At 58.9% G+C, this 25,938-nt stretch carries 27 protein-coding genes; 14 read left to right on the top strand and 13 right to left on the bottom strand.

Going from position 1 to position 25,938, the window contains the following annotated elements:
- The first annotated feature begins 513 nt into the window (after window positions 1-513).
- Both ACIONG_RS03850 and ACIONG_RS03845 read left to right on the top strand, forming a co-directional pair.
- Window positions 514-1,878, top strand: a complete 1,365-nt coding sequence (locus ACIONG_RS03850) for a glutamine synthetase family protein (protein ID WP_401296850.1) — start codon at window positions 514-516, stop codon at window positions 1,876-1,878.
- 148 nt (window positions 1,879-2,026) lie between these two features.
- Window positions 2,027-3,310: an NAD(P)/FAD-dependent oxidoreductase gene (locus ACIONG_RS03845; protein WP_401296849.1), complete on the top strand. Its 1,284-nt coding sequence runs from the start codon at window positions 2,027-2,029 to the stop codon at window positions 3,308-3,310.
- A gap of 130 nt (window positions 3,311-3,440) precedes the next feature.
- Here ACIONG_RS03845 and ACIONG_RS03840 read toward each other — a convergent pair whose 3' ends face one another.
- Both ACIONG_RS03840 and ACIONG_RS03835 read right to left on the bottom strand, forming a co-directional pair.
- Window positions 3,441-4,226 (bottom strand): DeoR/GlpR family DNA-binding transcription regulator, encoded by a 786-nt coding sequence (locus ACIONG_RS03840; RefSeq protein WP_103305708.1) that lies wholly within the window; start codon window positions 4,224-4,226, stop codon window positions 3,441-3,443.
- A gap of 253 nt (window positions 4,227-4,479) precedes the next feature.
- Window positions 4,480-5,373 (bottom strand): LysR family transcriptional regulator, encoded by an 894-nt coding sequence (locus tag ACIONG_RS03835; RefSeq protein ID WP_212809264.1) that lies wholly within the window; start codon window positions 5,371-5,373, stop codon window positions 4,480-4,482.
- Window positions 5,374-5,457: 84 nt separating this feature from the next.
- On the opposite strand from ACIONG_RS03835, the gene ACIONG_RS03830 reads away from it, so the two are divergent.
- On the top strand, window positions 5,458-6,234 hold the full coding sequence (locus ACIONG_RS03830; protein ID WP_401296846.1) for an NAD(P)H-dependent oxidoreductase: 777 nt from the start codon (window positions 5,458-5,460) through the stop codon (window positions 6,232-6,234).
- A gap of 87 nt (window positions 6,235-6,321) precedes the next feature.
- Here the strand turns inward: ACIONG_RS03830 and ACIONG_RS03825 are convergent, their stop codons facing one another.
- The gene (locus tag ACIONG_RS03825) at window positions 6,322-6,843 is read right to left on the bottom strand and encodes a transporter suffix domain-containing protein (protein ID WP_103305705.1); all 522 of its coding nucleotides are present in this window, start codon (window positions 6,841-6,843) and stop codon (window positions 6,322-6,324) included.
- 120 nt (window positions 6,844-6,963) lie between these two features.
- On the opposite strand from ACIONG_RS03825, the gene ACIONG_RS03820 reads away from it, so the two are divergent.
- The 3 genes from ACIONG_RS03820 to ACIONG_RS03810 are packed head-to-tail and all read left to right on the top strand — an operon-like array spanning window position 6,964 to window position 10,649.
- On the top strand, window positions 6,964-8,517 hold the full coding sequence (locus tag ACIONG_RS03820; RefSeq protein WP_401296844.1) for an efflux transporter outer membrane subunit: 1,554 nt from the start codon (window positions 6,964-6,966) through the stop codon (window positions 8,515-8,517).
- Window positions 8,510-9,634: an HlyD family secretion protein gene (locus tag ACIONG_RS03815; RefSeq protein ID WP_401296842.1), complete on the top strand. Its 1,125-nt coding sequence runs from the start codon at window positions 8,510-8,512 to the stop codon at window positions 9,632-9,634. Before ACIONG_RS03820 ends, ACIONG_RS03815 begins: the two co-directional genes overlap by 8 nt.
- Complete coding sequence (locus tag ACIONG_RS03810; RefSeq protein ID WP_401296840.1) at window positions 9,624-10,649, top strand: DUF2955 domain-containing protein; 1,026 nt, start codon at window positions 9,624-9,626, stop codon at window positions 10,647-10,649. The genes ACIONG_RS03815 and ACIONG_RS03810 overlap by 11 nt, the downstream gene beginning before the upstream one ends.
- Here the strand turns inward: ACIONG_RS03810 and ACIONG_RS03805 are convergent.
- The 4 genes from ACIONG_RS03805 to ACIONG_RS03790 all read right to left on the bottom strand — a co-directional run bounded on the left by ACIONG_RS03805 (window position 10,634) and on the right by ACIONG_RS03790 (window position 13,079).
- On the bottom strand, window positions 10,634-11,080 hold the full coding sequence (locus ACIONG_RS03805) for a hypothetical protein (protein ID WP_401296838.1): 447 nt from the start codon (window positions 11,078-11,080) through the stop codon (window positions 10,634-10,636). The two genes, ACIONG_RS03810 and ACIONG_RS03805, sit on opposite strands and share 16 nt — an antisense overlap.
- Window positions 11,081-11,204: 124 nt before the next feature.
- Entirely contained in the window at window positions 11,205-12,224 is a 1,020-nt protein-coding gene (locus ACIONG_RS03800) for an AbrB family transcriptional regulator (RefSeq protein WP_401296836.1), read from the bottom strand.
- 27 nt (window positions 12,225-12,251) lie between these two features.
- The gene (locus ACIONG_RS03795) at window positions 12,252-12,674 is read right to left on the bottom strand and encodes an HD domain-containing protein (RefSeq protein ID WP_212809271.1); all 423 of its coding nucleotides are present in this window, start codon (window positions 12,672-12,674) and stop codon (window positions 12,252-12,254) included.
- A gap of 15 nt (window positions 12,675-12,689) precedes the next feature.
- Window positions 12,690-13,079 carry a hypothetical protein gene (locus ACIONG_RS03790; RefSeq protein ID WP_123528973.1) on the bottom strand — a complete coding sequence of 130 codons (390 nt, stop codon included), beginning with the start codon at window positions 13,077-13,079 and terminating at the stop codon, window positions 12,690-12,692.
- Between the two features lie 534 nt (window positions 13,080-13,613).
- Between ACIONG_RS03790 and ACIONG_RS03785 the strand changes: the two genes are divergently transcribed.
- The 4 genes from ACIONG_RS03785 to ACIONG_RS03770 all read left to right on the top strand — a co-directional run bounded on the left by ACIONG_RS03785 (window position 13,614) and on the right by ACIONG_RS03770 (window position 17,297).
- The gene (locus ACIONG_RS03785; protein WP_401296834.1) at window positions 13,614-14,738 is read left to right on the top strand and encodes a DUF6384 family protein; all 1,125 of its coding nucleotides are present in this window, start codon (window positions 13,614-13,616) and stop codon (window positions 14,736-14,738) included.
- 22 nt (window positions 14,739-14,760) lie between these two features.
- Window positions 14,761-15,681, top strand: a complete 921-nt coding sequence (locus ACIONG_RS03780) for a DUF6384 family protein (RefSeq protein WP_401296832.1) — start codon at window positions 14,761-14,763, stop codon at window positions 15,679-15,681.
- Between the two features lie 103 nt (window positions 15,682-15,784).
- Window positions 15,785-16,105 (top strand): hypothetical protein, encoded by a 321-nt coding sequence (locus ACIONG_RS03775; RefSeq protein WP_212809274.1) that lies wholly within the window; start codon window positions 15,785-15,787, stop codon window positions 16,103-16,105.
- Window positions 16,106-16,157: 52 nt separating this feature from the next.
- Window positions 16,158-17,297 (top strand): merozoite surface protein 3b, encoded by a 1,140-nt coding sequence (locus tag ACIONG_RS03770; RefSeq protein WP_401296830.1) that lies wholly within the window; start codon window positions 16,158-16,160, stop codon window positions 17,295-17,297.
- A gap of 135 nt (window positions 17,298-17,432) precedes the next feature.
- Here ACIONG_RS03770 and ACIONG_RS03765 read toward each other — a convergent pair whose 3' ends face one another.
- Complete coding sequence (locus tag ACIONG_RS03765) at window positions 17,433-17,846, bottom strand: hypothetical protein (protein ID WP_212809276.1); 414 nt, start codon at window positions 17,844-17,846, stop codon at window positions 17,433-17,435.
- A 202-nt stretch (window positions 17,847-18,048) separates the two neighbouring features.
- Here ACIONG_RS03765 and ACIONG_RS03760 point away from each other — a divergent pair, with 202 nt between their 5' ends.
- The 3 genes from ACIONG_RS03760 to ACIONG_RS03750 all read left to right on the top strand — a co-directional run bounded on the left by ACIONG_RS03760 (window position 18,049) and on the right by ACIONG_RS03750 (window position 19,710).
- Window positions 18,049-18,303: a hypothetical protein gene (locus ACIONG_RS03760; protein ID WP_401296827.1), complete on the top strand. Its 255-nt coding sequence runs from the start codon at window positions 18,049-18,051 to the stop codon at window positions 18,301-18,303.
- A 215-nt stretch (window positions 18,304-18,518) separates the two neighbouring features.
- Window positions 18,519-19,019: an Hcp family type VI secretion system effector gene (locus tag ACIONG_RS03755; RefSeq protein WP_103305924.1), complete on the top strand. Its 501-nt coding sequence runs from the start codon at window positions 18,519-18,521 to the stop codon at window positions 19,017-19,019.
- Window positions 19,012-19,710 (top strand): DUF4225 domain-containing protein, encoded by a 699-nt coding sequence (locus ACIONG_RS03750; RefSeq protein ID WP_401296825.1) that lies wholly within the window; start codon window positions 19,012-19,014, stop codon window positions 19,708-19,710. The genes ACIONG_RS03755 and ACIONG_RS03750 overlap by 8 nt, the downstream gene beginning before the upstream one ends.
- 5 nt (window positions 19,711-19,715) lie before the next feature.
- Here the strand turns inward: ACIONG_RS03750 and ACIONG_RS03745 are convergent, their stop codons facing one another.
- Window positions 19,716-20,135 carry a hypothetical protein gene (locus tag ACIONG_RS03745; RefSeq protein ID WP_401296823.1) on the bottom strand — a complete coding sequence of 140 codons (420 nt, stop codon included), beginning with the start codon at window positions 20,133-20,135 and terminating at the stop codon, window positions 19,716-19,718.
- Between the two features lie 533 nt (window positions 20,136-20,668).
- Here ACIONG_RS03745 and ACIONG_RS03740 point away from each other — a divergent pair.
- On the top strand, window positions 20,669-21,133 hold the full coding sequence (locus ACIONG_RS03740; RefSeq protein WP_401296821.1) for a hypothetical protein: 465 nt from the start codon (window positions 20,669-20,671) through the stop codon (window positions 21,131-21,133).
- A gap of 60 nt (window positions 21,134-21,193) precedes the next feature.
- Here the strand turns inward: ACIONG_RS03740 and ACIONG_RS03735 are convergent, their stop codons facing one another.
- The 4 genes from ACIONG_RS03735 to ACIONG_RS03720 all read right to left on the bottom strand — a co-directional run.
- Window positions 21,194-21,742, bottom strand: coding sequence for a cupin domain-containing protein (locus tag ACIONG_RS03735; protein ID WP_007950154.1), 549 nt, complete (start codon window positions 21,740-21,742; stop codon window positions 21,194-21,196).
- Window positions 21,743-22,166: 424 nt separating this feature from the next.
- Entirely contained in the window at window positions 22,167-23,450 is a 1,284-nt protein-coding gene (locus ACIONG_RS03730) for an NAD(P)/FAD-dependent oxidoreductase (RefSeq protein WP_401296819.1), read from the bottom strand.
- 51 nt (window positions 23,451-23,501) lie between these two features.
- Window positions 23,502-24,992, bottom strand: coding sequence for an aldehyde dehydrogenase (locus ACIONG_RS03725; protein WP_401296817.1), 1,491 nt, complete (start codon window positions 24,990-24,992; stop codon window positions 23,502-23,504).
- Window positions 24,993-25,170: 178 nt separating this feature from the next.
- Window positions 25,171-25,938, bottom strand: a 768-nt coding sequence (locus tag ACIONG_RS03720; protein WP_401296815.1) for a glutamine synthetase family protein, incomplete at its 5' end; no start/stop codon positions are given.

Raw genomic sequence — 25,938 nt, 5'->3', positions numbered from 1 at the left:
ATGCCGCGAGCGCGACCGATTCGGAATCAGTCGTTTACACGCCCGCAGATTGCCCCTTACTATCCGGGCACACCGGTCGGCGGGTCAGGCCCGCCACCGACGTTTTCCGCCAACGGAAACACGCGTTATGAGTACGTCACCACAACAACGAAAAACGTTGAACGTCTCTGCACTGCGCACCCTCTCTCCCGGGGGCGGCGTATGAATCGTATCGTCAATCTCCCCATGGCCCTGCGCCGTTCCAAGCTGCGTCACTCCGCACGCCCGCCGGATATCGCCTGCTGATTTCTGTCAGCCGGAAAAGATCCATTTGTGGCGAGGGAGCTTGCTCCCGCTGGGGCGCGAAGCGGCCCCAAAAATCAGGACTGCTGCGCAGTCCATCGGGGATGAATCCCCTCGCCACAGGTTTTGTATCTCGTCTGACTGATCTCCATTTGATATTCCTGCCGGGACGCCCATAGCTGCGTCCGGCCCGAATCTGCGCGCCTGCACGGCCATCGTGAGTGATTGATTATGAAATTCGCAGCCATCGAAGACGCACGCCTGTTCCTTGAACAGAACCCCGATATCGACATGATCGAGCTGTTCATCCTCGACGCCAACGGCGTGCCACGCGGCAAGCTGTTGCACCGCGAAGAACTGCTCGCCGTTTACCAAAGCGGTCGCCCGCTGCCCAGTACCATCCTTGGCCTGACCGTGCAGGGCGAAGACGTGGAAAACTCAGGTCTGGTCTGGGACGTCGGTGATATCGACTGCCGCGCCTATCCGCTCGAAGGCAGTCTGGTGCGCCTGCCGTGGCGGCAGATTCCGACCGCAGCGGTGCAAGTCAGCATGCACCCGACCGAAGGCTTGCCAGCGAGCATTGCCGACCCGCGTCACCTGCTGATCAAGATCATTGACGGCCTCAAGGCCGAGGGCTATCACCCGGTCATGGCGTGCGAACTGGAGTTCTATCTGCTCGACGCCAAACGCGATCACAACGGCCGACCGCAACCGGCGCTGGATGCCGATGGTGGGCGACCGCGACATACTCAGGTCTACGGTTTGCGCGAACTGGAACAGATCGAACCCTTCCTCGCCGACCTCTACAGCGCCTGCAAACTGCACGGCATTCCGGCGCGCACGGCGATCTCGGAATACGCGCCGGGGCAAGTGGAAATCACCCTTGAACACGGCGATGCGCTGCAAGCCATGGATCAGGCGGTGCGTTACAAACGGCTGGTCAAAGCGATCGCGCACAAACACGGCATGCAAGCGACGTTCATGGCCAAGCCGTTCGATGATCTGGCCGGCACCGGCATGCACATGCATGTCAGCCTCGCCGACGCCGAGGGGCGCAATCTATTTGCCTCCGAAGACCCGGCCGGCACGCCGCTGCTGCGCACGGCGATTGGCGGCATGCTCGCGTCGTTGCTCGATTCGCTGCTGCTGTTCTGCCCCAACGCCAATTCCTACCGGCGCTTTCAGGCCAACAGCTACGCACCGCTGGCGCCGACCTGGGGCGTCGACAACCGCACCGTCAGCCTGCGCGTACCGGGCGGCCCGGCCAACACCCGGCACATCGAACACCGCATTTGCGGCGCCGATGCCAATCCGTATCTGGCCGCAGCAGCGATCCTTGCGGGTATTCATCGCGGCATTCGCGAAGATCTCGACCCGGGCGAACCGGTGGCGGGCAACGGCTATGCGCAAGCCAAGGAATTACTGCCGACCGATTGGCTGACGTCGTTGCAGGCGCTGGAAAATTCGGTGTGGGCCCGTGATGCCCTGGGGCAGGAATTTCTTGGTGTGTATCTGGCGGTGAAGCGTGCCGAGTACCGGCAGTTCATGGCCGAGGTGGGTGAGCAGGATTGGCGCTGGTATCTCACCGAAGCCTGAGCATCCAACACCCAACCCTGTGGGAGCTGGCTTGCCAGCGATGAGGCCGGCACATTCAGCATTTCTGTTGGCTGGCACTCCGCCATCGCTGGCAAGCCAGCTCCCACATGGACCGCGTACTGACTCCCGAATTTGTGTGGACACCGACATGACTGAACGCTGCAATTCCTACTACACCGCCACCCTCAACCAGGACACCGACTACCCGACCCTGCAAGGCCGGCACAAAGTCGACGTGGTGATCATCGGCGGCGGTTTCACTGGCGTCGCCACCGCCGTCGAACTTGCCGAAAAAGGCCTGAAAGTCGCCATCGTCGAGAGCAACAAAATCGGCTGGGGCGCTACCGGGCGCAATGGTGGCCAAGTCACCGGCAGCCTCTCCGGCGACGCTGCGATGCGCAAACAGATGCGCCCGAAACTCGGCGACGAGGTCGATGATTTCATCTGGCACTTGCGCTGGCGCGGGCACGAGATCATCAAGCAGCGCGTGGAAAAATACGCCATCCAGTGCGACCTCAAACACGGTCACCTGCATGCCGCGTACAAGCCCAGCCATATGACTGATTTGCGCAACGATTACGAAGAAGCCGTGCGCCGAGGCATGGGCGATGAAGTCAGTCTGCTCGACCGCAGCCAGGTGCGCGATTTGCTGCAAAGCGATCTCTATCACGGTGCGATCAAGAACACCCGCAACATGCACCTGCACCCGCTCAATCTGTGCATCGGCGAAGCGCGGGCGGCGGAAAGTCTCGGCGCCCTGATCTTCGAAAACAGCGAAGTGCTGGAAATCATCCACGGCGACACACCGGGTGTGCGCACTGCCCACGGCCAGATCGATGCCAATCAGGTGATGCTCGCCGGCGACGTTTATCACAAGCTCGAACCGGGCCAGCTCAAGGGCAAGATTTTCCCGGCCATGGGCGGCATCGTCACCACCGAGCCGCTGGGCGATCTGGCCAAACAGATCAACCCCGAAGACCTCGCCGTCTATGACTGCCGCTTCGTCCTCGACTACTACCGCCTCACCGCCGACGGCCGCCTGCTGTTCGGCGGCGGCGCCAACTACAGCGGCAAGGATTCACGCGACATCGCCGCCGAGTTGCGCCCGTGCATCGAACAGACCTTCCCGGCGCTCAAAGGCGTGCAGATCGATTACCAGTGGAGCTGCGCGATGGGCATCGTCATCAACCGCATCCCGCAACTGGGCAAGCTCTCGGACAACGTCTGGTATTGCCAGGGCTACTCAGGGCATGGCATCGCCACCACCCACATCATGGGCGAAATCATGAGCCGGGCGATCACCGGGCAGATGGCGCAGTTCGATACGTTTGCGGCGTGCCAGCACATTCGCGTGCCGATGGGGGATTTGCTGGGCAATCCGTTACTGGCGGCGGGGATGTGGTACTACCAGATGCTTGAAAAATTGCGTTGACTGGACTGACCCCCATCGCTGGCAAGCCAGCTCCCACAGGTTTTTGGTGGCGCACATGGATTATGTGTACGACGCGGAAACTGTGGGAGCTGGCTTGCCAGCGATGAGGCCCTAAGCCGCTATATAAATCTCAATCAGGCAACTGCTCTACCTCAATCCCCAACCGCCGGTAATCCTCAACACTACCCGACGCCAGATGTCGCTCGGTAATCAGCGTATGCACCCGCGTGCACGGCGTCACCACGAACGGCTCGACCGCGCCAAGCTTGTCCGCCGTGGTCACCGCGATCACCTGTGCAGCACTTTCGAACAGCGCCTGCTTCACTGGCACTTCATCGAAATACAGCGAACTCAATCCCACCTCCGGATGAATCGCGCACACCCCGGTAAACAGCAGGTCAGCCTTGATGCTTTGCAGCAGACGCACCGTTTCGTGACCGCTGACCGACATGGTCGCCAGGTTCAACTGCCCGCCCGCCAGAATCACCTTGATGCCCTTGTACTCGGCGAGGGTGATGGCGGTCATCGGCGAGGTGGTCACCGCTGTGATGCGGATATCCGCTGGCAAGGACCGCGCAATCTGCAACGTGGTAGTGCCGGAGTCGAACAGCACAATTTGGCCATCCTTCACCCGCCCGGCGGCGAGTTGCGCCAGGCGTGTCTTTACCTCATCGGTTTCACTGATGCGGGTGAAGTAGTCCTTGCCGGTGTCCTTCGGCCTTGGCAAAGCACCGCCGTGTACCCGTTGCACCAGACCGGCATTATCCAGTTCGGCGAGGTCGCGGCGGATGGTGTCTTCGGACACGGCGAAGTGCTGGCTCAACTCGGATGCCATGACCTTGCCGTCGCGTTCGAGGATCAGGAGGATTTTCTGCCGACGCAGGGATGGGAGCTCGGTAACCGAATGATCGTGCATGGTTATGCCTGTTTATGCTTGTAACTGCAGGTTTCGCCGAGATTACCCAAAGCCTCGGGCAAACACAAACGGGCGGGTATCAATTGCTTCGATCCTTGGAATCAGCAAGGGGAATTTTTCCTTTGCATTCAGCCTGTTCAGAATGGCCCCACTCTCAACAGGCTTCAGGATGAACACCTTATGAATCTCAATTTCGCTTTCGCTTGCATGATCGTCGTGTCGTTCGCGATTGCCTTGGGCCACGCCTGAGGCATCAAACCGACGCTGCCAGATGCTCGCGAAACCACTTGTGCGCGGGATCACGGTGCAGTCGCTCGCCCCAGAACATCGCCATTTCGTAGCCCGGCACCTGCAGCGGTGCCTCGACCACTTGCAACGCCGGGTTACCGCGCACCAGCCGTGACGGCAGCATCGCCACCAGATCGGTGCTCGCCAGCACCGACATGACCATCAAAAAGTGCGGCACCGACAGCACCACTTTGCGCGACAGCCCCACGTCGGCCAGCACCTTGTCTGTCACCCCGAAAAAGCCCCCGCCTTCACGCGACACCATCACGTGTTCCAGTGCGCAGAATTCCTCGCGGCTCGGTTTGCCCGTCAAATCCGGATGCCCGAGACGCCCGGCCAACACATAGCGCTCGGTAAACAGCACCCGTTGATGCAGGTCCAGCGGCGCGTCTTCGGTGATGTGCAGCGCCAGATCGAACACACCCTGCTCCGCTTGCTTGACCAATTGCGCTGGCATCAGGTCGATAACCGCCAACCGAGTGCCCGGTGCCTGCGTACGCAAACCACTCAGGGCTGGCAGGAGAACGGTAGATTCGCCGTAATCCGTCGCCGCGACTTTCCAGGTCTGGGTCGCCAGTGCGGGGTCGAACGCAGCAGCCGGCGCCACCGCCCGTTCCAGTGCTTGCAGCGCCTCGCGCAAAGGCTCGCGCAACTCATCGGCCCGCGCCGTCGGACGCATGCCGCGTGGGCCGGGGAGCAACAGCGGATCGCCAAAGATGTCACGAAGCCTGGCCAAATGAACGCTCACCGAAGGCTGCGAGAGGTTCAACCGTTGCGCCGCGCGGGTGACGTTGTGCTCGGACAGCAACACGTCGAGGGTCAACAGCAGATTGATATCCAGCCGTCTCAAATTATTCATGGCTATACCAGACATATCAGACATTCATTTCCAATATACCTGTGGAGCGCCGATCCTGCTGCCATTCAGCCACGGAGTTCCCCCATGAAAGTGCTATTGGTCTACGCCCATCCCGAACCCACCTCCCTCAATGGCTCGCTCAGGGACTTCACCGTCCAGCGCCTCGAAGCCGCCGGTCACAGCGTGCAGGTTTCCGACCTTTACGCGATGAACTGGAAAGCCACCCTCGACGCCGACGACGCCCCCGAGCGCGATAAAAACCAACCGTTCCACGCCTCTCTCGATTCGAAAATCGCCTACGCCCAAGGCACACAAGCCGCCGACATCGCCCGCGAGCAGGAAAAATTGCTGTGGGCCGACGCGCTGATCCTGCAATTCCCGCTGTGGTGGTTCACGATGCCGGCGATCCTCAAGGGCTGGGTCGATCGGGTTTACGCCTACGGGTTTGCCTACGGCGTGGGTGAACACTCCGACAGTCGTTGGGGCGAGCGTTATGGCGAAGGGAAGATGAAAGGCAAACGGGCGATGTTGATGGTCACCACCGGTGGCTGGGAATCGCATTACAGCCCGCGCGGGATCAATGGGCCGATGGATGATTTGCTGTTTCCGATCCAGCACGGGATTCTGCACTACCCCGGTTTTGAGGTGCTGCCGCCGTTCCTGATTTACCGCACCAGTCGCATGGATGAAGCGCGGTATGCCCAGACGACTGATGAACTGGGACGGCGTCTGGATGAGTTGTGGAGCACGCGGCCAATTGCGTTTCGACATCAGAATGCAGGGGATTACGAGATTCCGGCGTTGACGCTCAAAGATGCCATTGCCCCGGACAGTGAAGGTTTCGCCGCACACATTCTTTAAGCCCAAAAAGATCGCAGCCTGCATTAGCTCTTACCGGGGGTACGCAATCCCAACGCAGGAGTTGCCGCAGGCTGCGATCTTTTGATCTTAATCAGCAACCACCACCCGCGCCTTGCGCACAAACAACGCGTGGGCCTTGTCCCAAAAGTTGCCGCCGAGCACAAAAAAGCTGCCCACAAACATCAAATCCCCAAGCAATTGCAACTGCCACAAATTGGGCCGCAACCCCGGCCAGAAGTTATCGAAATACGGTTCCAGAAACGACGTCAGCAACGGCAGGCAAAACATCACCACGCCCACCCGATGCCGCAGCGGCGAGACTTCGGCGACAGGGGTCGGAAGCATCCCCGAGACATGTCGGCCAATCGTGCGTTTCAGTTCAGCGAATCCGGCCTTGCCCATCACCGCGATCACCAGCAGCAACAGCACTTTGTTACTGATAAACAGCACCCCCGTCAGCGCCGCGACTTTCGAGCCGGGTACATCGAGAGCGGCGGCCAACGGCACCATTAGCCACGAGCCAAGCATCAGGCAGATGATCCCGACGCCGACCTTGAAGCGCCAGGTGGCAGCGGGAGGCGGTGTCATCGGATCTTGTGCTGTGTCCATGAATACGTACCTGTTTGGGTGGGTGCTGATGCCTGAAAAGCGTAGCAGCAGATTCGCCCGAACAATTTGCAATTTGCCGTCTATGCTCCACTGATATTTGCGGGTCAGAGACATAACGCAATGCCACGAACGACAGCCCTGCTGACACGGCCCGGATATCTGTTGTTGCTTGGCGCCTTGAGTTTCAGTGGCTGCGTTCGTCTGGGGCCGGACTTTGAGCCTCCCGCCGAGATGTGGAGCAAGCAATGGAACAGCCTGGCGCTGGAACAAGCCAGCACACGGGCCAACCAACCGGATCTGCGCCAGTGGTGGCAGGTGTTCGCCGACCCGGTACTCGATCGCCTGATCAGCGAAGCCGATGCGCACAACAGCAGCCTGAAAATCGCCGGGCTGCGAGTGCTTGAAGCTCGCGCCCAATTGGGCATAGCTGAAAGCGGGCGCTATCCGCAACTGCAACAGCTCGGTGTCGACAGCCTGTACGTTGATCGCCATCAATCTGGCGGCAACAACCCGCAGGATCTGCATTTCTGGCAACACAGCGCCGCGTTCGATGTCGGTTGGGAGCTGGATTTCTGGGGTCGTTTCAGCCGTGCCATCGAGTCGTCCGACGCCAGCTACTTTGCCGCGCAGGCCAATTACGAAGACGCCCTCGTGCTGCTGCGCGCGCAAGTCGCCGACACCTATTTCTCCCTGCGTACCACCGAAGCACGCCTGCGCGTCGCCCGGGAGAACGCCGTCCAGCAGAAGCGCAATTTCGAAATCACCGAAAAACTCTTCAACAGCGGCCAGACGGCCGAACTCGACCTGCAACAGGCGAAAACCCAATACCTCGGCACGCTCAGCAGCCTCCCCGCATTCGAAGATCAAGTCCTGCGCACCCGCAACGCTTTGGCAGTTTTAGTCGGCCAGCCACCCGGTGGCGCGGCGTTGCTGGCCGAGCAAACGGGTTTGATTCCATTGCTCGATCGCGCCGTGCTGCAAGACGTCCCGGCCAACCTGCTGTTGCGTCGCCCGGATATACGCGCGGCGGAACTGAATGTCGCCGCGCAATCGGCGCTGGTCGGTGTCGCCGAAACCGATCTGTATCCGTCGCTGACCTTGCTCGGCAGCATCGTCTGGTCCAGCGATTCCCTCGGCGCGACGCCGCGCAGCCTCGATCTGATCGGCGGCCCGAGCCTGCGCTGGAACATCTTCGATTACGGCCGTATCCGCAACAACATACGGGTGCAGGACGCGCGTTTGCAGCAACTGATCGAAGCCTATCGCGACAAGGTCCGCCAAGCTGCGCGCGAAGCCGACGATGCCGCCAGCGGCTTGAGCAAAGCGCTTGAGCGCGAACGCATTCTGCGCGAGGCCGAAGGCGCTGCGCGACGTTCACTGGTGCTGGCCAACACCCAATACCGCGAAGGTTATTCCGACTTTCAGCGGGTGCTCGACGCGCAACGCGCCCTGCTCGAATTGCAAGACAACTATCTGGTCAGCCGTAGCAACGCCGTGAGCAACCTGATCGCCCTGTACAAAGCCCTCGGCGGCGGCTGGCAAAGCAACGCGCCGCAGGTCGATGAGCCGACACGGCAACAAATGCAACAACGCACTAATTGGGGCGATTTGCTCAGCGCGCCGCCCGCCCAACCGGCGTATCCCCTCCCATCGCAGGTAACCCGTCATGACTGAAGCCGCGCCACCCGCCCCGGCCCCCGCGCCTGCCCAGCCCGATCCTGCAAAAAAAGGCATCCGCTGGGTGCTTTTGTTGATCGTACTGAGCCTGGCCTGGTACCTGCTCGCCGACCGCTACACGCCCTATACCCAACAAGCGCGGGTCGGCGCATTCGTGATTCCGGTGGCGGCGGAAGTTGCGGGTCGGGTGATCCGCGTCAACGTGCGCAACAATCAGGATGTAAAGGCTGGCGATGTCCTCTTTGAACTCGACCCACAGCCACTGCAAATAGCGGTCGATCGGGCGAAAGCCGATCTGGAATCGACCCGCCGTCAGGTCGGTGCGAGCACTGCCGGAATCGCTTCGGCGCAAGCTTCATTACGCGCAGCCCAAGCCAACGAACTCAAGGCGCGGCAGGACAATCAGCGGCTTGAAGGTTTGTATAAACAGGACCCTGGCACGGTCTCTGTCCGTCTTCTTGAGGTATCGCGAGCCAACCGCGAACAAGCGGTCGCCCAAGTCGCCGCTGCCCGCGCCGAAGTACAGCGCGCACAAGAGCAGGAAGGCGGCAATACCGACACCAACGCGCAATTGCGCAGCGCTGCCTCGGCACTGGCCAAAGCCGAACTGGATCTGGCCAACACCCGCATCGGCGCGCGTTCGGCCGGGTTGATCACCGACCTGCGCACCGATGTCGGCCAGTTCACCGCCGCCGGCAGTCCACTGATGACTTTGATCGCCATCCATGACGTGTGGATCAGCGCCGACCTCACCGAGAACAACCTCGGCCGCGTGCAGCCTGGAACGCCGGTATCGATCGTTCTGGATGCGCTGCCCGGCGAAGTCCTCGACGGCCGGGTGCGCAGCGTCGGCTATGGTGTCAGCGTCGGCCAGACCCCGGCGCCGGGCACCCTGCCGAGCATCCAGAACAGCCGCGACTGGTTGCGTCCGGCGCAGCGTTTCCCGGTGATCATCGAGTTCACGGAAGAGGCGAAGAAACGCCTCGTCGACAGTCGCGCGATCCGTGCCGGCGGCCAGGCTGAAGTCATGGCCTTTCCTACCGAGGGCAATCCGCTCAACCCGTTGGGGCGGCTGTTTGTCGGTCTGATGAGCTGGCTGTCGTATGCCTACTGAACGCAGCGTCCCGGCGCAGCGGGCCTTGCGCCTGGCGTTCGGCACCGCGCTGTGCACCGCCGCCAGTTATGCGCTGGCGCTGCCGCTGGCGTTTATCTCGCCAGTGCTGGCGGTGTTGCTGCTGGCCAGTATGCCCCGGCCATTACCGCTCAAAGGTGCGTTGGTATTGGCGCTGGCGGCGGCGCTCACCACGAGCATTGGCCTGCTGTTGGTGCCGTTGCTGCGTTATTACCCGGTGAGCGGCGTGTTGTTGATCGGCACCGGTTTGTTTGTGGTGTTTCGCTTTGGCCTGCGTGGCGGCAATCCGCTGATCGTGACCTTTCTGATGATCGGCATGACCATGATTTCTGCCGCCGGGTTCGCCGAGTTTGATCTGGCGATGGCGGTGATTGGCGCGTTGGTCAAAGGCCTGTTACTGGCGGTCGCGGTGGTCGGTATCAGTCACGCACTGTTTCCGGAACGGCCCGACAGCCCTGTGCCCCCGAAGCCACCCGCGATGCCCGCCGACGAAGTCCCGCGTGTGGCCTTGCGCGCCACGCTGATCGTGCTGCCAACCTTTTTGCTGGCCCTGAGCGACCCTGCCAGTTACCTGCCGATCATCCTCAAAGCTGTCAGCCTCGGCCAGCAAAGCTCCACCACTCACACCCACCACGCCGGGCGCGAATTGCTCGGTTCGACCCTGCTCGCGGGTGTGCTGGCGGTACTGCTGTGGTGCGGATTGAGCCTGTTCGTGCACCTGTGGATGTTCTTTCTGTGGATGCTGCTGTTCGGGTTATGGCTGGCGCGCAAACTCTATCGCCTTAGTGCGACGCGGTTCAGTCCGGGCTTCTGGCTCAACACCCTGGTGACGATGATCATCCTGCTCGGCCAATCAGTGCAGGACAGCGCCGCCGGCAAAGACGTCTACACCGCATTCGCCGTGCGCATGGGCCTGTTCATTCTGGTGACGCTGTACAGCGCGCTGATGATGCACCTGCTCGAAGCGCACAAACCCCAGCGTCAAGGCGTGACCTGATAGCCGCGCCCTTGCAGACACCCGGTGTAGGCACTGGAACTGGCTGCCGCATCGGTTTTGCTCTGCGCGCGTCGCTCCTGCCGCTGCCGTGCGCCACCGACTACAGCGCCGGCGGTTGCCGTCTGTCTGGCGCGGTTCTGCCGGTAATCCTGCTTACGGTCATCGTCGACCGCATCGTACAACCCGTCGTGCTGGCGACCGCGCACCTCAGCCGCTGTTGCACCGGCCGCAGCACCCACGGCAGCGCCCTTCAGGCGACCGCCGGTTTGCGGGGTTGATGTGGTGGAACTGGCGGCGACCGAGTGGCAGTCGTTGATGTCGATCTGGGTTTGTTGCGAGGTCTGGCCCTTGAGCGGGACGACGGTTTGCGCATTGGCTTGCGTGGCGCAAAGAGCGGCGATCAAGAGAGCGGTGGACGATAAACGGTTCATGATTACCTCCGGCGGGGCCTGGATTGGCTGTGAGGCGGGGTAATCGGGAAGTGTAGTTCAACAGCAGCAATCTCATTTGCGTGGTGAAGGAGCAAACTCCCTCACCACGACGGATGATGCGTAGTCAGGCCCCCTCCCGCACCCGCCGCACCTGCACCAACAACGCCGGCGCAAAATGCAGCAGCACCATCCGCGCTAAGTGGTGAGTGAGGATAAACACCACGTTCAGCCCACCGGCAAACGCGACAATCGCAATCGTCTCGATCGCCCCCGGCATGTACGCCAGCCATAACGACAACGGATCACTCCCGAGGAATCGCGCCGCCACTTCGGCAAATGCCGCCGCGACCACGATCATCAACCCGACCGAGACCAGCGCCGTGCGGCCATGCAGGCCCAATTCCTTGAAGCCCAAACCCTGGAACCGCGAGCCGATGCGCACGCCGAGAATCAGCGCCGCCAGATTCAAGCTCCAGTCGGGCATGTGAAAACCGTGCAACCAGCCTGCTTTTACACAGACTGCGGTGATGATGATCGCCGTGAGCATGAAGGGCGCCGGCACGCCAATTACCAGCAGCAATCGACCGAGCACGACGCTCAAGCCGATTACCGAGAAAACCGTCAGCGCCATGCCGGTGGTCAACGGATCGCTTTCAACAGCAGCCACTGACACCTGCCCCGGAATCAAAAAGCTCACCAACACCGTGATCAGCAGTAACCGCATCAGATGCACGATGATCACTTTGCTCGACGCCTTCTCCGACTCGAGCAAATCAAACACCGCCGCCAGTGCCCCCGGATACACCGCGAGTAGCGCATCCGTGCGGTTCCACCCTGCCCCACGCGTCAGCCACCAACCGGCCAGGGCAATCTGCACCGTCAGACACAGCAGCAAAACGCCAAGGCTTGGGAGCATGGTCGACGCCGTCGCACTGTCCCACGCCTCAAACATCAGCCCGGTGGCGATGCCCAGCGAGACCTGGATATAACCCAGCCCATAAGGCGTTGCGGGTGCGAAACCTGATCGGGTGACGACCAGTGCCGTGACAAGGATCGAACCCAGCAACAAGCCGTGAGGCACGCCGAGGGATTGCAACGCAACGCCAAACCCGGCGGCGATCAACAGACACAGAATGGATTTCATATTCGCCTTCCTGGCAATTCAAATGGCTTAAGCGCGCAACCGTCCAATCGCGCGCCGATACTTCTCGATCCGCTCCAGATCCTCCCAACTCGGCGAGGCGATCCGTGACAGGTCGCTGTTTTCTTCCAGATCCGCCAGTTTCACCACACGGCCGATCGGGTTCTGTGCGGCGCGTTCGACGAAATCCTCATAGGACTCGCCCGGCACCTTGGTCACCGATTGGATCGCCGTCAGCACCTCTTCGCTGAAGCCTTCCTTACGCAAGTCGTCGAGACTGATAGCGCAATCCTCGACCACATCGTGCAGCACCGCGACGATGCGCTCCTCCAGCGTGGTCATGCGCAGCATCACCTTCAGCGGATGCAAAATGTACGGCGCCCCGCCCTTGTCCACCTGCCCAGCGTGGGCCGCAGCGGCGATGGCGATTGCGCGTTCAAGCGTCTGAGTCATGAGAATCTCCCCAAGTTAAATGCCATACCGGCCGCCAACGTGGATATTGCGTTTGAGCCAAGCGCCAATGGCCTTCAAGCGACCGACTGGCTTCGCTGGCTCGGAGTGACGCTTGAGAATCATCGACACCAATGTCACTTGATCCACACCAGGATGTGCATCGATCAACTCAGCGACCCAGGCACAATCAGACTTCTTCAAATGCTCACGCCACTCACCGGGCCAGGCCTCCAGCTCATCCAGCGCCAACCAGATCGCGCCGCCCTGCTCGGCATGCCCGCCACCAATCGATTGTTCGAAACAAAAAGGCGTGGCCGCTCGGGTCAAGTCGATGCTGAAGAAGTAGACGTCGTGGGTCTTGTGCTGCGGCGTGGGGGCGTTGTTGCGACCGCCGATTTCGATCATGTGTGGGTCCGTCCGTGGCGAGGCGTTACAAACTGTTTCATGCATACCATCACGGATTCACCCAACCATGGCAAATCAAAAATCAACTGAATCGCACCAATCAACATCCGAAGACGCTTCGAATTTTTGTCCTGCGCATAGGCCGGCCATGAACTTTTCTTTAAAGTGATGTCAATGCGATATCGCTAATTGTCTTTAATCATGCGGCATCACTCAGCGTCAGGCTGTTTCCTGACAATCATGGAAGTACCCCCGATGAGACTGATTCTCTTGATGTTATTGATGTTGAGCGGCTACGCGCACGCCGGTTGTGAAAACATCAAAAACGATGACATGCGCAGGGACTGCAGAGCCACGACCAATGGCTGATGGGTGCCACCGACGCCACTGTCCCCAAGAGTCGTTTCGGCCCGGCCATCTCGCGAATAATGTTTGCCCGCCTCTGGCACGAGGCGGGCACTCGGGATTGACCGTTCGGTATACTCCCCCCGCCATGCTTGCCCCGCATCACGCCTCAACCTGGAAAGGACACCGATGAGCAGTATTCCACTCTCCGAACAGATGGGCGCAATGGCCTTGGTCGATGAGTTGCGCCATCAGCAGAAACAGGTTCAGGAACACCTCGATCTGCCGCGACGCCGAGCCGAAATTGCCGAGCACATTCGCAGCTATTACCAGAACCACAACATCGCATTCGATGACAACCTGATCGAACAAGGCGTGCGTCAGGTGTTCGCGCGTCGCCTGCTGCTGGAAATGCCGCCCGTGGGTGCAATCGACACCTGGCTGATCAACACGTTAGTCCGGCGCTCCGGTGTGATCAAAACGCTGCGAACCTCTGCCATGGTGCTATTGGGCATTGCCTTCGTGGTCTACAAATTCACTAGCCCGACGGTTTACAGCCCAGCCGAAGTGAGCGAGATCAGCACTGACGCCGCGATTGTCCGCGATGATCGCAAAAAGCTGTTCCGGGAGGTGGACAAGCAGCGTGGCGCCGTGGAGGCCCTGGCTCGCAGGCTGGCCGAACAACCGGACCCGCAGGCCAGCGTATTGCTGCAGCGCGCCCGGAGCGCGCTGCCGGCTACCGACGTACGCACGTCTATCGGTCTTTCCGAGCCCGTCACATCGGCAAACGCAGCCGCGATCGAAGTTCGGGTCAAAGAACTCGAAGAGGGCCGGTATGCAGTCAACCGGTCTCTGTACGATGTTGAAGGCAATGTGAAGTATGCCGGACGTATCCTCGACACTCGTAATCAACTCAAAGAAATGCTGCAAGACCCGAAGTTTGCCCTCGGGATTGCCCACTCCAGCAATCTGGACCAGCGTCTGGCGGAAGTCGACCAGTTGCTCAAGCAAGTCACCGACTACGACAGTGCCCAGGAGGCTTCAACGGCGTACAACGATCTGCGTAGCGATCTCTGGAGCTATGAACAAGACATGCTCGAACTGCAGTCCATGCGCTACCGCTCGCTGAAAGAGCGCATCACCTCCCGCAGGGTACCGGATGAAATCCGCCCCCAACTGCGCAGAAAAGTCGAAGTCATCCACCAGTTCCTTGAAGCCGGTGACTCGGCGGCCGCCGAACGAAAAATCAATCATCTGATCAGCTCGATGAAAGATGCAGGCTACTGGCGCCGCTGGGGTGGTTCGGGAGAATGACAGATTGAGAAGGACGCCCCCCATGAGCAGCACCGCACTCTCCGATCAACTGACGGCGATGGCGTTCATCGACAAACTGCGCCATGAGCAAAAGCAGATTCAGGATCATCTGGACCTGCCCCGCCGTCGCGCGGATATCGCCGAGCGCATCCGCGCCTACTACATCGGTAACGCCATCGAGTTCGATGACAACCTGATAGAACAAGGTGTGCGGCAGTTTTTCGCCCATCGCCTGAAGCTGGAGACCCCGGCACTCAATGGATTCGATACGTGGCTGGTCAAGTGGCTCAGCCGCCGTGGCGCTTCGCCGGCGAGCGACAAACCGGGAACCATACGCCTGTCGCCACTCATTCTGCTGATCCTGTTATTCAGTGCGCTAATTCTGTGGGCGACTCACCACAACAAGGATGCCGGGAGAGTTGACTACCTCGTCAAAAATGCCTGGCCGATACGCGACAAAAGCTTCACGTTGAACGAGCAAGTGCAGTCAATAACCAAACGTCTCGCGGCGTTGGGCAAGAGCAACGCGGAGCACCCGAACGCGAACGTCGGCCGTTTGCTCCAGCGTGCGCAATCCAGAATGCCAACCAGCGCTTTTCGCACGGATCTTGGTGTGGATTTAAAAATCACCAAAGACAATCTGGACTCGGTGGAACTGCAAGTCATGACACTCAAAGCCCAGCAACTGCGGTTCGAAACCGACTCTAACCAAATCTACAACGACATGAAGTACGCCGGTGCAATCATCTGGATGCGCCAGAGCCTGCGTGACATCAGCGAAGATCCGAAGAGTACCGCCAGGATCGAACAATCCGGCAGTCTGAAACAGCAAATGACCCTGCTCGGGCAACAGCTTGATCGCATCGATAACGAGACGACTCACGACGACGCGTTCTCCACGTTCCGTGATATCGACGACGAGCTGTTTGGCATCGGTCAATAAACCACCGACTGCCTGGCCAGCCTCACGAAAGGACACCTGATGCGCAACATTCCACTCTCCGAGCAAATGGCGGTAATGGCTCTCATCAAAAACAGGTACTGCAATGACCTCAACCACCCAGAACCAGGCGTCATCGCCCAGTCAATCGACCGCCAGACAGACGCCGGCGCACAGTGCCAAAGACTACGAAGACATCCGCCAGGAATGCAGGGAAAAACTGCGCGCCTACAGTGAAAACGAAGCCTATGTCTTCCTGCGTGATCGGGCCTATGGCACCGACCAATACGCGTTCGGTTTTTTCCAGCGCTGGCTCGACGGCCTGCTGGCCAAGCGCATCAACTACGCTGGCAATCGCCAGAACGAGTTGATGCTGCTGGCGATGCAGGCGCGCAATGAAGAGCTGTACGGCAAGCCTGCCCGCTGAGGGTTAATGCTTGCCCACACCCAGAACAGACGACACCACGTAAGGACACTCGATGACCAACTACCTCGAACGGGCACTCACTGGTCTGCGCACGATCGGCATCAACCTGTTTCAACCCGTTCATGATGCACCGGTGCTGGTACTGCTCGACCGCGTCGCTCAGTACGACAACAGCAAAGTTACCGCCATCGCTTCGGTACTACAGCAGTCGACCGCGTTCAACAGTATGGTCCGCGAGCAGATTGAAGGCATGGACATTTCCACGCGCTTCATGGACATCACCCAGCGCTTCACCTCGATCCGTGAAGACGCTTCGGCCATGGCCGAATGGATGGACGACGGTCGCCTCGACACTCTGGAAAAACTCAAGCTGAGCTGGATGAACCTGCGTCGCGGCTCGATTCCCAGCCGCTTCAATGACATCCGCGAAAGCTACTTGCAGGTGTGCAAGTCGGCCAATGACCAGATTGCCCGGGAAAGCGTGGTGCTTGAGGCGTACATGGACTTCCGGATGGCGATGAAAGCCGCCGAAGTCGACGCCCAGCAAGTTCTGGCAGTGGCCGGCAAAGCGCTGCAGCAACGCACTCAGGCGCTGAACGACGCCAGTGCTCAGGTCAGCGCTGCCGAGACTTCCGAGCCGGCCCTGCGCGCCAGCCTGGAGCTGCAACGCGATGAAGCCGTGCGTGCCCTGCAGGATGAAGACAAGCGCTACCAGATCGTCAAGGACATCGCCGATGACCTCAAGGTCGGGTACAACACCGCCGAAATGATATTTGCCCGAATCAATCAGGTGCACGTGATCAAGGAGCGCCAGTATCAGCGCATGGTCTCGTTCTTCTCCACCAACGAAGTGGTACTCACCGGCCTCGCCGTATCCTTCATCAGCAACAGCGGCCTGGCCGAAGCGACCCACACACTCAATGCCACGACCGAAGGCATCAGCAAAGGGCTCGAAGCGTTGGGCTCTGCCGGCAATCAACAGATTGAAGCGGCGGTCAAAGCCAGCTACGGCTCGACCATCAAGGTCGATTCGGTTCGTGCGCTTGCTGATGCGACCCTGAGCTTCCAGACCGACATGCAGAGCCTGACCGACAGCTACCGCGCCGAATCAAGCAATGCCGCCCGTGACATTGCCGATGCCGTGGAAGATGCCAAGCGCAAGTTTGCAGCGCTGCTGAGCAAGGCTGCCTGACGTTTCCAATGCAAAAACGCCGATGCCCGCCTGGGCATCGGCGTTCGTCTACGTCGATTGACGTTGAAGAATCACGCACATGAAAAAGGGACGCCATTGGGTGTCCCTTTTTTGCCTTTGGGGCAAGCAGATCAATCAACGTTTCATGGCTTCACACTGGTTGCGCAGGTCCCCATCGCCGATGCTCGCACAGCTACTGCCCTGCTTCGCCTCGCAGAAGGCACGCTGATCACGATCCCCGATGCTGGCACATGAACCGCCTTTCTCTGCTTCGCAGGCCGTGCGCAAATCGTAATTGTCGATGGAAGAACAACTAGCGCCTTTCTTGGCGTCACAATAGGCGCGCTGGTCACGATCCTCGATACTGGCGCATGAACCGCCCCTCTCCGCTTCGCAGGCCGTGCGCAAATCGTAATTGTCGATGGAATAACAACTGCTGCCTTCCTGCGTGGCCTGGCAATAGTTGCGTTTGACAGGATCACTGATGCTGGCACAACTGGCGGAAACGTAACCGCTGAACAGCAACAACATCGCAAGAATCAATTTCATCTCACACTTCCTTGGGTTGCCAGGAAACAGCCTGGCACTGCTTGATCCGTTCGAAATGAGCGTCGCGACACGCCATCAAATTGACATCAATTTAAAGGAAAGTTCCCAACGGCACGCAAAGCCATGATTTGAGATTCGACCAAATTTGAAGTCTGAAAAACGCGTAGGAAAACACCCCTTGCGGCGAGGGGATTCATCCCCGATGGGCTACGAAGCGGCCCCAAACCAGCGAGCTCATTTCTCCAGATACGCCGCACGCCACGGATTACGAAGCCTGCCTCGCCGACGCCTCAACGCCGTCCTCAAATACCTCGACCTCATCGCCTGCACCAGCCTCCCCGATTACGCCGAGCACGACATCAACACCGTCACCAACATCGCCCGAATCATGGTCCAGGATGTCAGTGACGTGTTTCGGGTAATCGAGCAGCGAGGTTTCGAAGCGCCGACCTCATAACCAACACACTGCAAAAAGTGCCAACTTCATAAAAGCCCGGTCACCCAATCAGCGATAACGTCGTTGGCACTTCGGAATAATCATCTCCCGACTTCCGCGCCCCTTGTAAGACACGTCTGAACATCACCCACAGCGAACCCGCACCTCACTGTTCCGGCTTTAGTCGACGGTTACTCTTCAAACAAGAGTTCTCCATTCAATAAAGCAGAGCATCCATGGCCAACCACAGCTATATGAGCATTACTGGAAACCGACAAGGTCTGATCTCGGCCGGTTGCTCCGACACAAATTCGATCGGCAACAAATGCCAACTGGGTCACCTCGACGAAATCATGGTCCTGGCCTACTCCCACAACATGACTACCGACAATAACGGCGGCGTCACTGCCGACCGTGGCAAGCACTTACCGATCATGATCACCAAGAACATCGATAAATCCTCCCCCCTCCTGTCCTCCGCACTTCACGAACGCGAAGTGCTCGACTGCACCATTTTCTTCTACCGAACCTCTCCCGCTGGTACTCAGGACAAATACTTCAAAATCCACATCGCCGGTGCAAAAGTCGCCCACATCAACCTCCAGGTCCCCCACGCCATCCATTTGAACGACGCACAGCCACAGGAACTGGTGTCATTCACTTACCGAGAGATCAGTTGGACGCACATTCAGGCGGGCACCTGCGGCTACAGCACTTGGGGCAACGAGGATGAATGAGGATTCGTGTGACATTAACGATGTCACACGGGCTGCTGCTGATCTGGTCGCCTTCGGCTGCCAGATTGGCGCTACTCAGCTGTATGACAGTTTCAGTCAGCTCAGATTTGGCGAGTTCGTTTCGTCTTATGCGAATGAGATTATTCGGGCGGTGGATGAAGGTGTCATTAGTGCGAAGCAAGGGTTGCTGGCACTGAAAGATGAGTACGCTGACTTATCGGAAAAAGTATTGTTCTATGCGCAAAATGGCGTTGGTGTAGCGGCGGGATTAATGCAGGCACAAACAGGTACGATATTAATAGGGCAACGGAGAGGTATTAATCTGCCACTGGGGGTAGCGTACTACGCCCATGGCGTTAACAATATTTACGAGGGTCTAGGGAATATTTACAACGGCCCAGGCAAAGAAGGTATCACCGGCCCTACTAGACAGCTCTACCAAGTTTTTTTAGGAGAAAGCGATGGAAATATAAGTTATTACTCAGCCGACTTAAGCCTTTCTATCATTGGCATCTTTAGACTGACTCGCAAAACCGACTCAACCGAACTGTTTATTCGAGACCCGATAAACTATGAGCACGTCTACCATCAGATGGGAAAAGCGGCTTTAGCATTTGAAGCCCTGGTTAACTCATTTACAATAAAAAGCATGACAGACAAAGACGACACAAATAATCCAACATCAAATTAGTTGTATCACAATTCTGTACGCAACCAAAACCAAATAGAAATTATCACAAACGCTACCACACCTATAACACCCCGATAAAGATCGGTAAAACCGAATCCTTCACCAACAATCTGAGCGATGAATTGAACGATAACCTCAGCGCAAAACAATGCAGAAATAAAGATATAAAGATAACCGACAATCACTGGAGTTTTTTCTACCTTGGTATCTCGACCAAGCGACTCCGCAAGCTGTTCAACAAAGAAATAACGAAAATTAACAAACAACATCCCCAAAAAAACAAAACCCAAAACAACCTTTTTGACAACTCCATCCAAAGGAAAAACCTTACCAAGGTTATGTACCATTAACGCACCATACAACGCACTGAGAAGAATAGTGAGGATAAAAAGACCAACAACTACACAAAACTCTCGAATCAACATATAGAGCCCACACTCACAAGACACACATCTCGAGAACTTCTACTCCCCCTCACGCCCTGCCAACTATAAAGAATATCTGTCATGCAATTCAAACATGCCAGAAGAACAATAGCTTCATGGATGCCGCGTCATCAGGTACCTGCTCAGAGCTTTCTTACAAAGCAATACTATCGAGCCTACAAACTTTTCCTTCCATCAAGAAATTACGCCCCCCAAAAGGAATCCCGCACTCCACGCTACTTGACGAATCTCCGCTACGGCGCAAAAAAACTACCTTGCGCATCTCGAAAATGGCTCTGGAATAGATAGTGTCAATTTGATAGCTTCAGCGCCGATTATCCTGCCACCGACCGCTGGATGAGCCTCGAATGACCAGATGACGCAGACGTGCTCAAAAGAAGTCATTCTGTCAGGCAGCCCCCTGCAAGTAATCCCGTCACCTTCATGACCCACCTCAAACCACTACGGACAGAAATGCCATGAAACTGTTGTACGCAGGCTCGGCCCTGCTTTTGATCGCAGGTTGCGCGCCAATGCCGCAATACGAACCCCCGGCCAACGGACCTCAAGCGCAGATTCGCAGTGAGATGGACGCATTGCTCAGCCGTCACAACTACATCGCCCTCAGCGCAGCGCCGACCATTGCCTGTAAGTACGGCAGATCAGTCCCGGTGACACCCGAGCGACAATTATTTTCGGTCAGAGGGGGATATCCAACGGAGCATCAGGGTTTTCGAGCCATTGAGGCCGGCAAGCCGATCCGCCTGGTGCTTGAGGGTGCGGCCACAGCGCAACGCAGGTGCTCGGTCGAATTTGTCACCGAGTTCAAGCCGGGCGCACGATATGTGGTCAAAGGTGGAATCAGCGATGGCCCGACTGTCATCAGTAGCTGCCAGATCAACATCGTTGATCTGGATTCCGGAGCTCGACTGGTTCTGGCTGAGCAGACACCGGCCAACAACTGTGCTCTGGATCGGTTAAGCATGCCAACGCCCTGAGGGCGCTGTCATCGAATCCGCATGAAGCGGCCATCCGCCGCTTCTGGCATCGGTCAGTAATCAGAAGTTGGCGGGCGTATTCGCACTAATAATCTCAGCCTCATCCGCTCCAATATTCCGAAACTTATGCGGCAACGTCGTCGGAAAGTAATACCCATCCCCCGCATTCAAAACACTCACCGACCCATCCACGGTCAACTCAACCGTCCCACGCGTCACCAGCCCGCACTCCTCACCTTCCGCATGCACAATCGGCTCTTCCCCGGAACTCGCACCTGGGGCGTATTGCTCGCGCAGCAAGCGCATCTGGCGGCTTGGCACCGAGGCGCCGATCAGTAGCAGACGCAGGCCATGGCGGCCAAGATCGGGCTGTTCGTTGGCACGGAAGACGTATTGATGCTCGCGCGGCGGCTGGTCGAAGGTGAAGAAGTCGGCCAGGGACATCGGGATGCCTTCGAGCAGCTTTTTCAGGGAGCTGACCGAGGGACTGACGCGATTCTGTTCGATCAGGGAAATGGTGGCATTGGTCACGCCGCTACGCCGGGCCAGCTCGCGCTGGGAGAGTTTGTAGCTTTCGCGTACTAGTTTGAGTCGAGAACCCGTATCCATGACAGCCTTATGTTGAGGTACTTAAGGGTAATGGGGGTGGGTGGCGGGTGACGCGCCGAGGGCGCGGATCACGTTGCTCCCGTGTCCCGGAACCGTGAAAGGCGGCTATTAAATCACGTTTGCTGATGTTGCTCAGCAGGTTCGATGGACGGTGGATCAAATGAGCCTGCCGGTGGTAATTCCGGGCTGAATACAAAACCTGTGGGAGCTGGCTTGCCAGCGATTGGGTGGCACATTCAACATTACTTTTTGCTGATTGACCGCCATCGCTGGCAAGCCAGACTCCCACAGGGTTTGTGGTGTTTCTGGAGAAGTGATGGTGCCCGGGCTGGCCTCATCGCGAGCAGGCTCACTCCTACAGTTTGAGCTTTGGTGTCAGGTAAAAAACCGGCGGGGTCTTGGGGGCCGCCGCCGGGGAGGTAACCTAGATGCCGAAGCGGTCGCGTAGCGAGTAGTAGACGGCGCCGAGGGCTGTCAGCGGTGCGGAGAACGTGCGGCCGCCGAGCATCGGCATGTGCGGCAACGAGGCGAACGCATCGAAGCGTTCGGCGTCGCCGCGGATCATTTCCGAGATCAGTTTGCCGGCCAGGTGCGAGCAGGTGACGCCGTGGCCGCTGTAGCCTTGCATGTAGTAGGCGTTTTTCTCGATGCGGCCGAATTGCGGCATGCGTGACATGGTCAGCAGGAAGTTGCCGGTCCAGCGGTAGTCGATTTTGACGTCTTTGAGCTGCGGGAAAGTCTTGAGAATCTTCGGGCGGATCAGTTGTTCGATGTCGTCCGGCTCACGCGCACCGTAGACCACGCCGCCGCCGTACAGCAGGCGGTTGTCGGCAGTCAGACGGTAGTAGTCGAGCAGATAGTTGCAGTCTTCGACGCAGTAGTTGTTGGTGATCAGGCTGCGCGCCTGTTTTTCAGTCAACGGTTCGGTGACGACGATCTGCGAGCCGCACGGCATGCTTTTCGCGGTCACGCGGTTGTCGAGGCCTTGCGGCAGATAAGCGTTGCCGGCGATCAGCAGGTACTTGGCGCGTACCAGGCCTTTGGCGGTGCGGATGACATTCGGCTCGCCGTAGGTGATTTCCACCGCTGCCGATTGCTCGTAGATCTTGCCGCCCAGACGCGTGATCGCGGCGGCTTCACCGAGGGCCAGGTTCAACGGGTGAACGTGGCCGCCCTGCATGTCCAGCAAGCCGCCGACGTAGGCATCGGAACCGACTTCACGACGAATATCCGCAGCGTCAAGCATCTTCAGATTGCGGTTGCCGTAACGTTCCCAGCTGCGCTTTTGCTCTGCCAGACCGTTGAGTTGTTTCTTGTTCATCGCTGCGAAGATACCGCCCGGGCGGTAGTCGCATTTGATGTCGTAGTCCTTGATGCGCGAACGGATGATGTCGGCGCCTTCGAAGATCATGCTGCCGAGGATTTCCGCAGTTTTGTCGCCGTAGCGTTCTTCGATCACATCGACGTCGCGACTGTAGGAGTTGACCAGTTGGCCGCCGTTGCGACCGCTGGCGCCGTAGCCGACTTTTGCCGCTTCCAGTACGGTCACCTTGTAGCCGGCTTCGGTCAGGAACAGCGCCGAGGACAGACCGGTGTAGCCGGCGCCGATGATGCAGACGTCGCACTCGACCGACTCTTCAAGAGTCGGGAAGTCGATGACTTCGTTGCGGGTGGCGGCGTAGTAGCTGTTGACGTGTTGTTGTTTCATTTTATTGTTCTCCGAGGGTCGCCGGTTAAAGCGACCACCGTTGTAAAAGAGTTAGAGCTTGATCCAGGTCGCTTTCAGCTCGGTGTACTTGTCGAACGCGTGCAGCGATTTGTCGCGACCGTTGCCCGACTGTTTGAAGCCACCGAACGGCGCGGTCATGTCGCCGCCGTCGTATTGGTTGACCCACACGCTGCCGGCGCGCAAACCGCGAGCGAAGGTGTGCGCTTTGCTCAGGTTGCTGGTCCAGACACCGGCGGCGAGGCCGAAGATGCTGTCGTTGGCGATCTGCAGCGCTTCTTCAGCGGTGTCGAAGGTGATCAGCGACAGCACCGGGCCGAAGATTTCTTCGCGGGCGATGGTCATCGCATTGGTCACGCCGTCGAAGATCGCCGGTTGCACATAAAGGCCACCGGTTTCTTCGAGGGTACGTTGGCCACCAGCGATCAGCTCGGCGCCCTCCTCACGTCCGATGCTGATGTAGCGCAGCACGTTGTCCAGTTGACGCTGATCGACCACGGCACCCACGGTGGTCGCCGGGTCCAGTGCGTGACCCGGCTTCCACGCTTGCAGTGCTTCCACCAGCAACGGGATGAACTGCTCGCGGATCGAACGCTCGACCAGCAGACGCGAACCGGCGGTGCACACTTCGCCCTGGTTGAAGGCGATGGCGCCGGCGGCGGCCTGGGCTGCTGCGCGCAAGTCCGGTGCGTCGGCAAACACCACGTTCGGGCTCTTGCCCCCGGCTTCGAGCCAGACGCGTTTCATGTTGCTTTGGCCGGCATAAATCATCAGCTGTTTGGCAATCGCCGTGGAGCCGGTGAAGGCCAGCACGTCGACGTCCATGTGCAACGCCAACGCCTTGCCGACGGTGTGACCGAAGCCTGGCAGAACGTTGAACACGCCTTTTGGAATGCCGGCATCCAACGCCAACTGCGCGATGCGGATGGCGGTCAGCGGCGACTTTTCCGAAGGTTTGAGAATGAACGAGTTGCCAGCTGCCAACGCTGGAGCGAATTTCCAGCTGGCCATGATCAACGGGAAGTTCCACGGCACGATGGCCGCGACGACACCGGAAGGCTCGCGAGTGACGAGGCCGAGTTGATCGTGCGGGGTGGCCGCCACTTCGTCGTAGATCTTGTCGATGGCTTCGGCGCTCCAGCGGATCGCGTTGGCGGTCGCCGGGATGTCGATGCTCATCGAGTCGCTGATCGGTTTGCCCATGTCGAGGGTTTCCAGCAGCGCCAGTTCTTCCTGGTTCTGGAGGATCAGATCGGCGAAGCGGATCAGGATGCGTTTGCGCTCGGCCGGGGCTTTTTTTGCCCACACGCCGGACTCGAAAGACTGGCGCGCGACTTCCACGGCGAGGTCGGCGTCGGCTTCGTCGGTGCTGGCCACGGAGGCGAGGAAACGGCCGTCAACGGGGCTCAGGCATTCGAAGGTGTCGCCGCTGATCGCCGGGCGGTATTCGCCGTTGATAAAGGCGCGGGATTCGATGGTCAGGGACTGGAAGCGTTGTTCCCAGTCGTTGCGGGTTGTAGTCATTGTTGTGGCTCGACAAGGGGTTGGTGAGCAGCGGACGAACGCCGCCGATCAAAATCTGGTAACCGATCCCCTGTAGGAGTGAGCCTGCTCGCGATAGCGGTGGATCAGTCACCATCACTTTTGAATGTGGCGACGCTATCGCGAGCAGGCTCACTCCTACAGAGAATGGTGCTGGGCTTTAAACGGTATGCAGATACCAGTTGTACTCAAGGTCAGAGATCGAGTTCTCGAACTCGGCCAGCTCGCTTTCTTTACAAGCGACGAACACGTCGATGTACAGAGGGTCGATGTAGCGGGCCATGACTTCGCTGTCGTCCAGTTCGCGCAGTGCATCGCGCAGGTTGTTCGGCAGGCTCTGCTCGTTCTGCTCGTAGCTGTTGCCTTCCACCGGGGCGCCCGGCTCGATCTGATTGGTCAGACCGTGGTGAATACCGGCCAGTACCGATGCCATCAACAGGTACGGGTTGGCGTCGGCACCGGCAACACGATGCTCGATGCGCACGGCGTCGGCGGAACCGGTCGGTACGCGCACGGCCACGGTGCGGTTGTCGATGCCCCAGCTCGGCGAGTTCGGCACGTAGAACTGTGCGCCGAAACGACGGTACGAGTTGACGTTCGGGCACAGGAACGCCATTTGCGCAGGCAGGGTCTCCAGCACACCGCCGATCGCGTGACGCAGCGCGGCGTTCTGCTCGGGATCCTCGCTGGCAAAGATGTTGTTGCCTTCTTTGTCCAGAATCGAAATGTGTACGTGCAGACCGTTGCCCGCCTGGCCCGGATACGGCTTGGCCATGAAGGTGGTATCCATCTCGTGGTCGTAGGCGATGTTTTTCACCAAACGCTTGAGCAGGACCGCGTAGTCGCACGCCTTGATCGGGTCAGAGACGTGATGCAGGTTGACTTCGAATTGCGCCGGGGCGCTTTCCTTGACGATGGCGTCAGCCGG

The sequence above is a fragment of the Pseudomonas sp. NPDC087817 genome, from assembly GCF_044742875.1.
GTDB lineage: Bacteria > Pseudomonadota > Gammaproteobacteria > Pseudomonadales > Pseudomonadaceae > Aquipseudomonas.
This window is presented reverse-complemented; position numbering and strand designations above follow the sequence as displayed.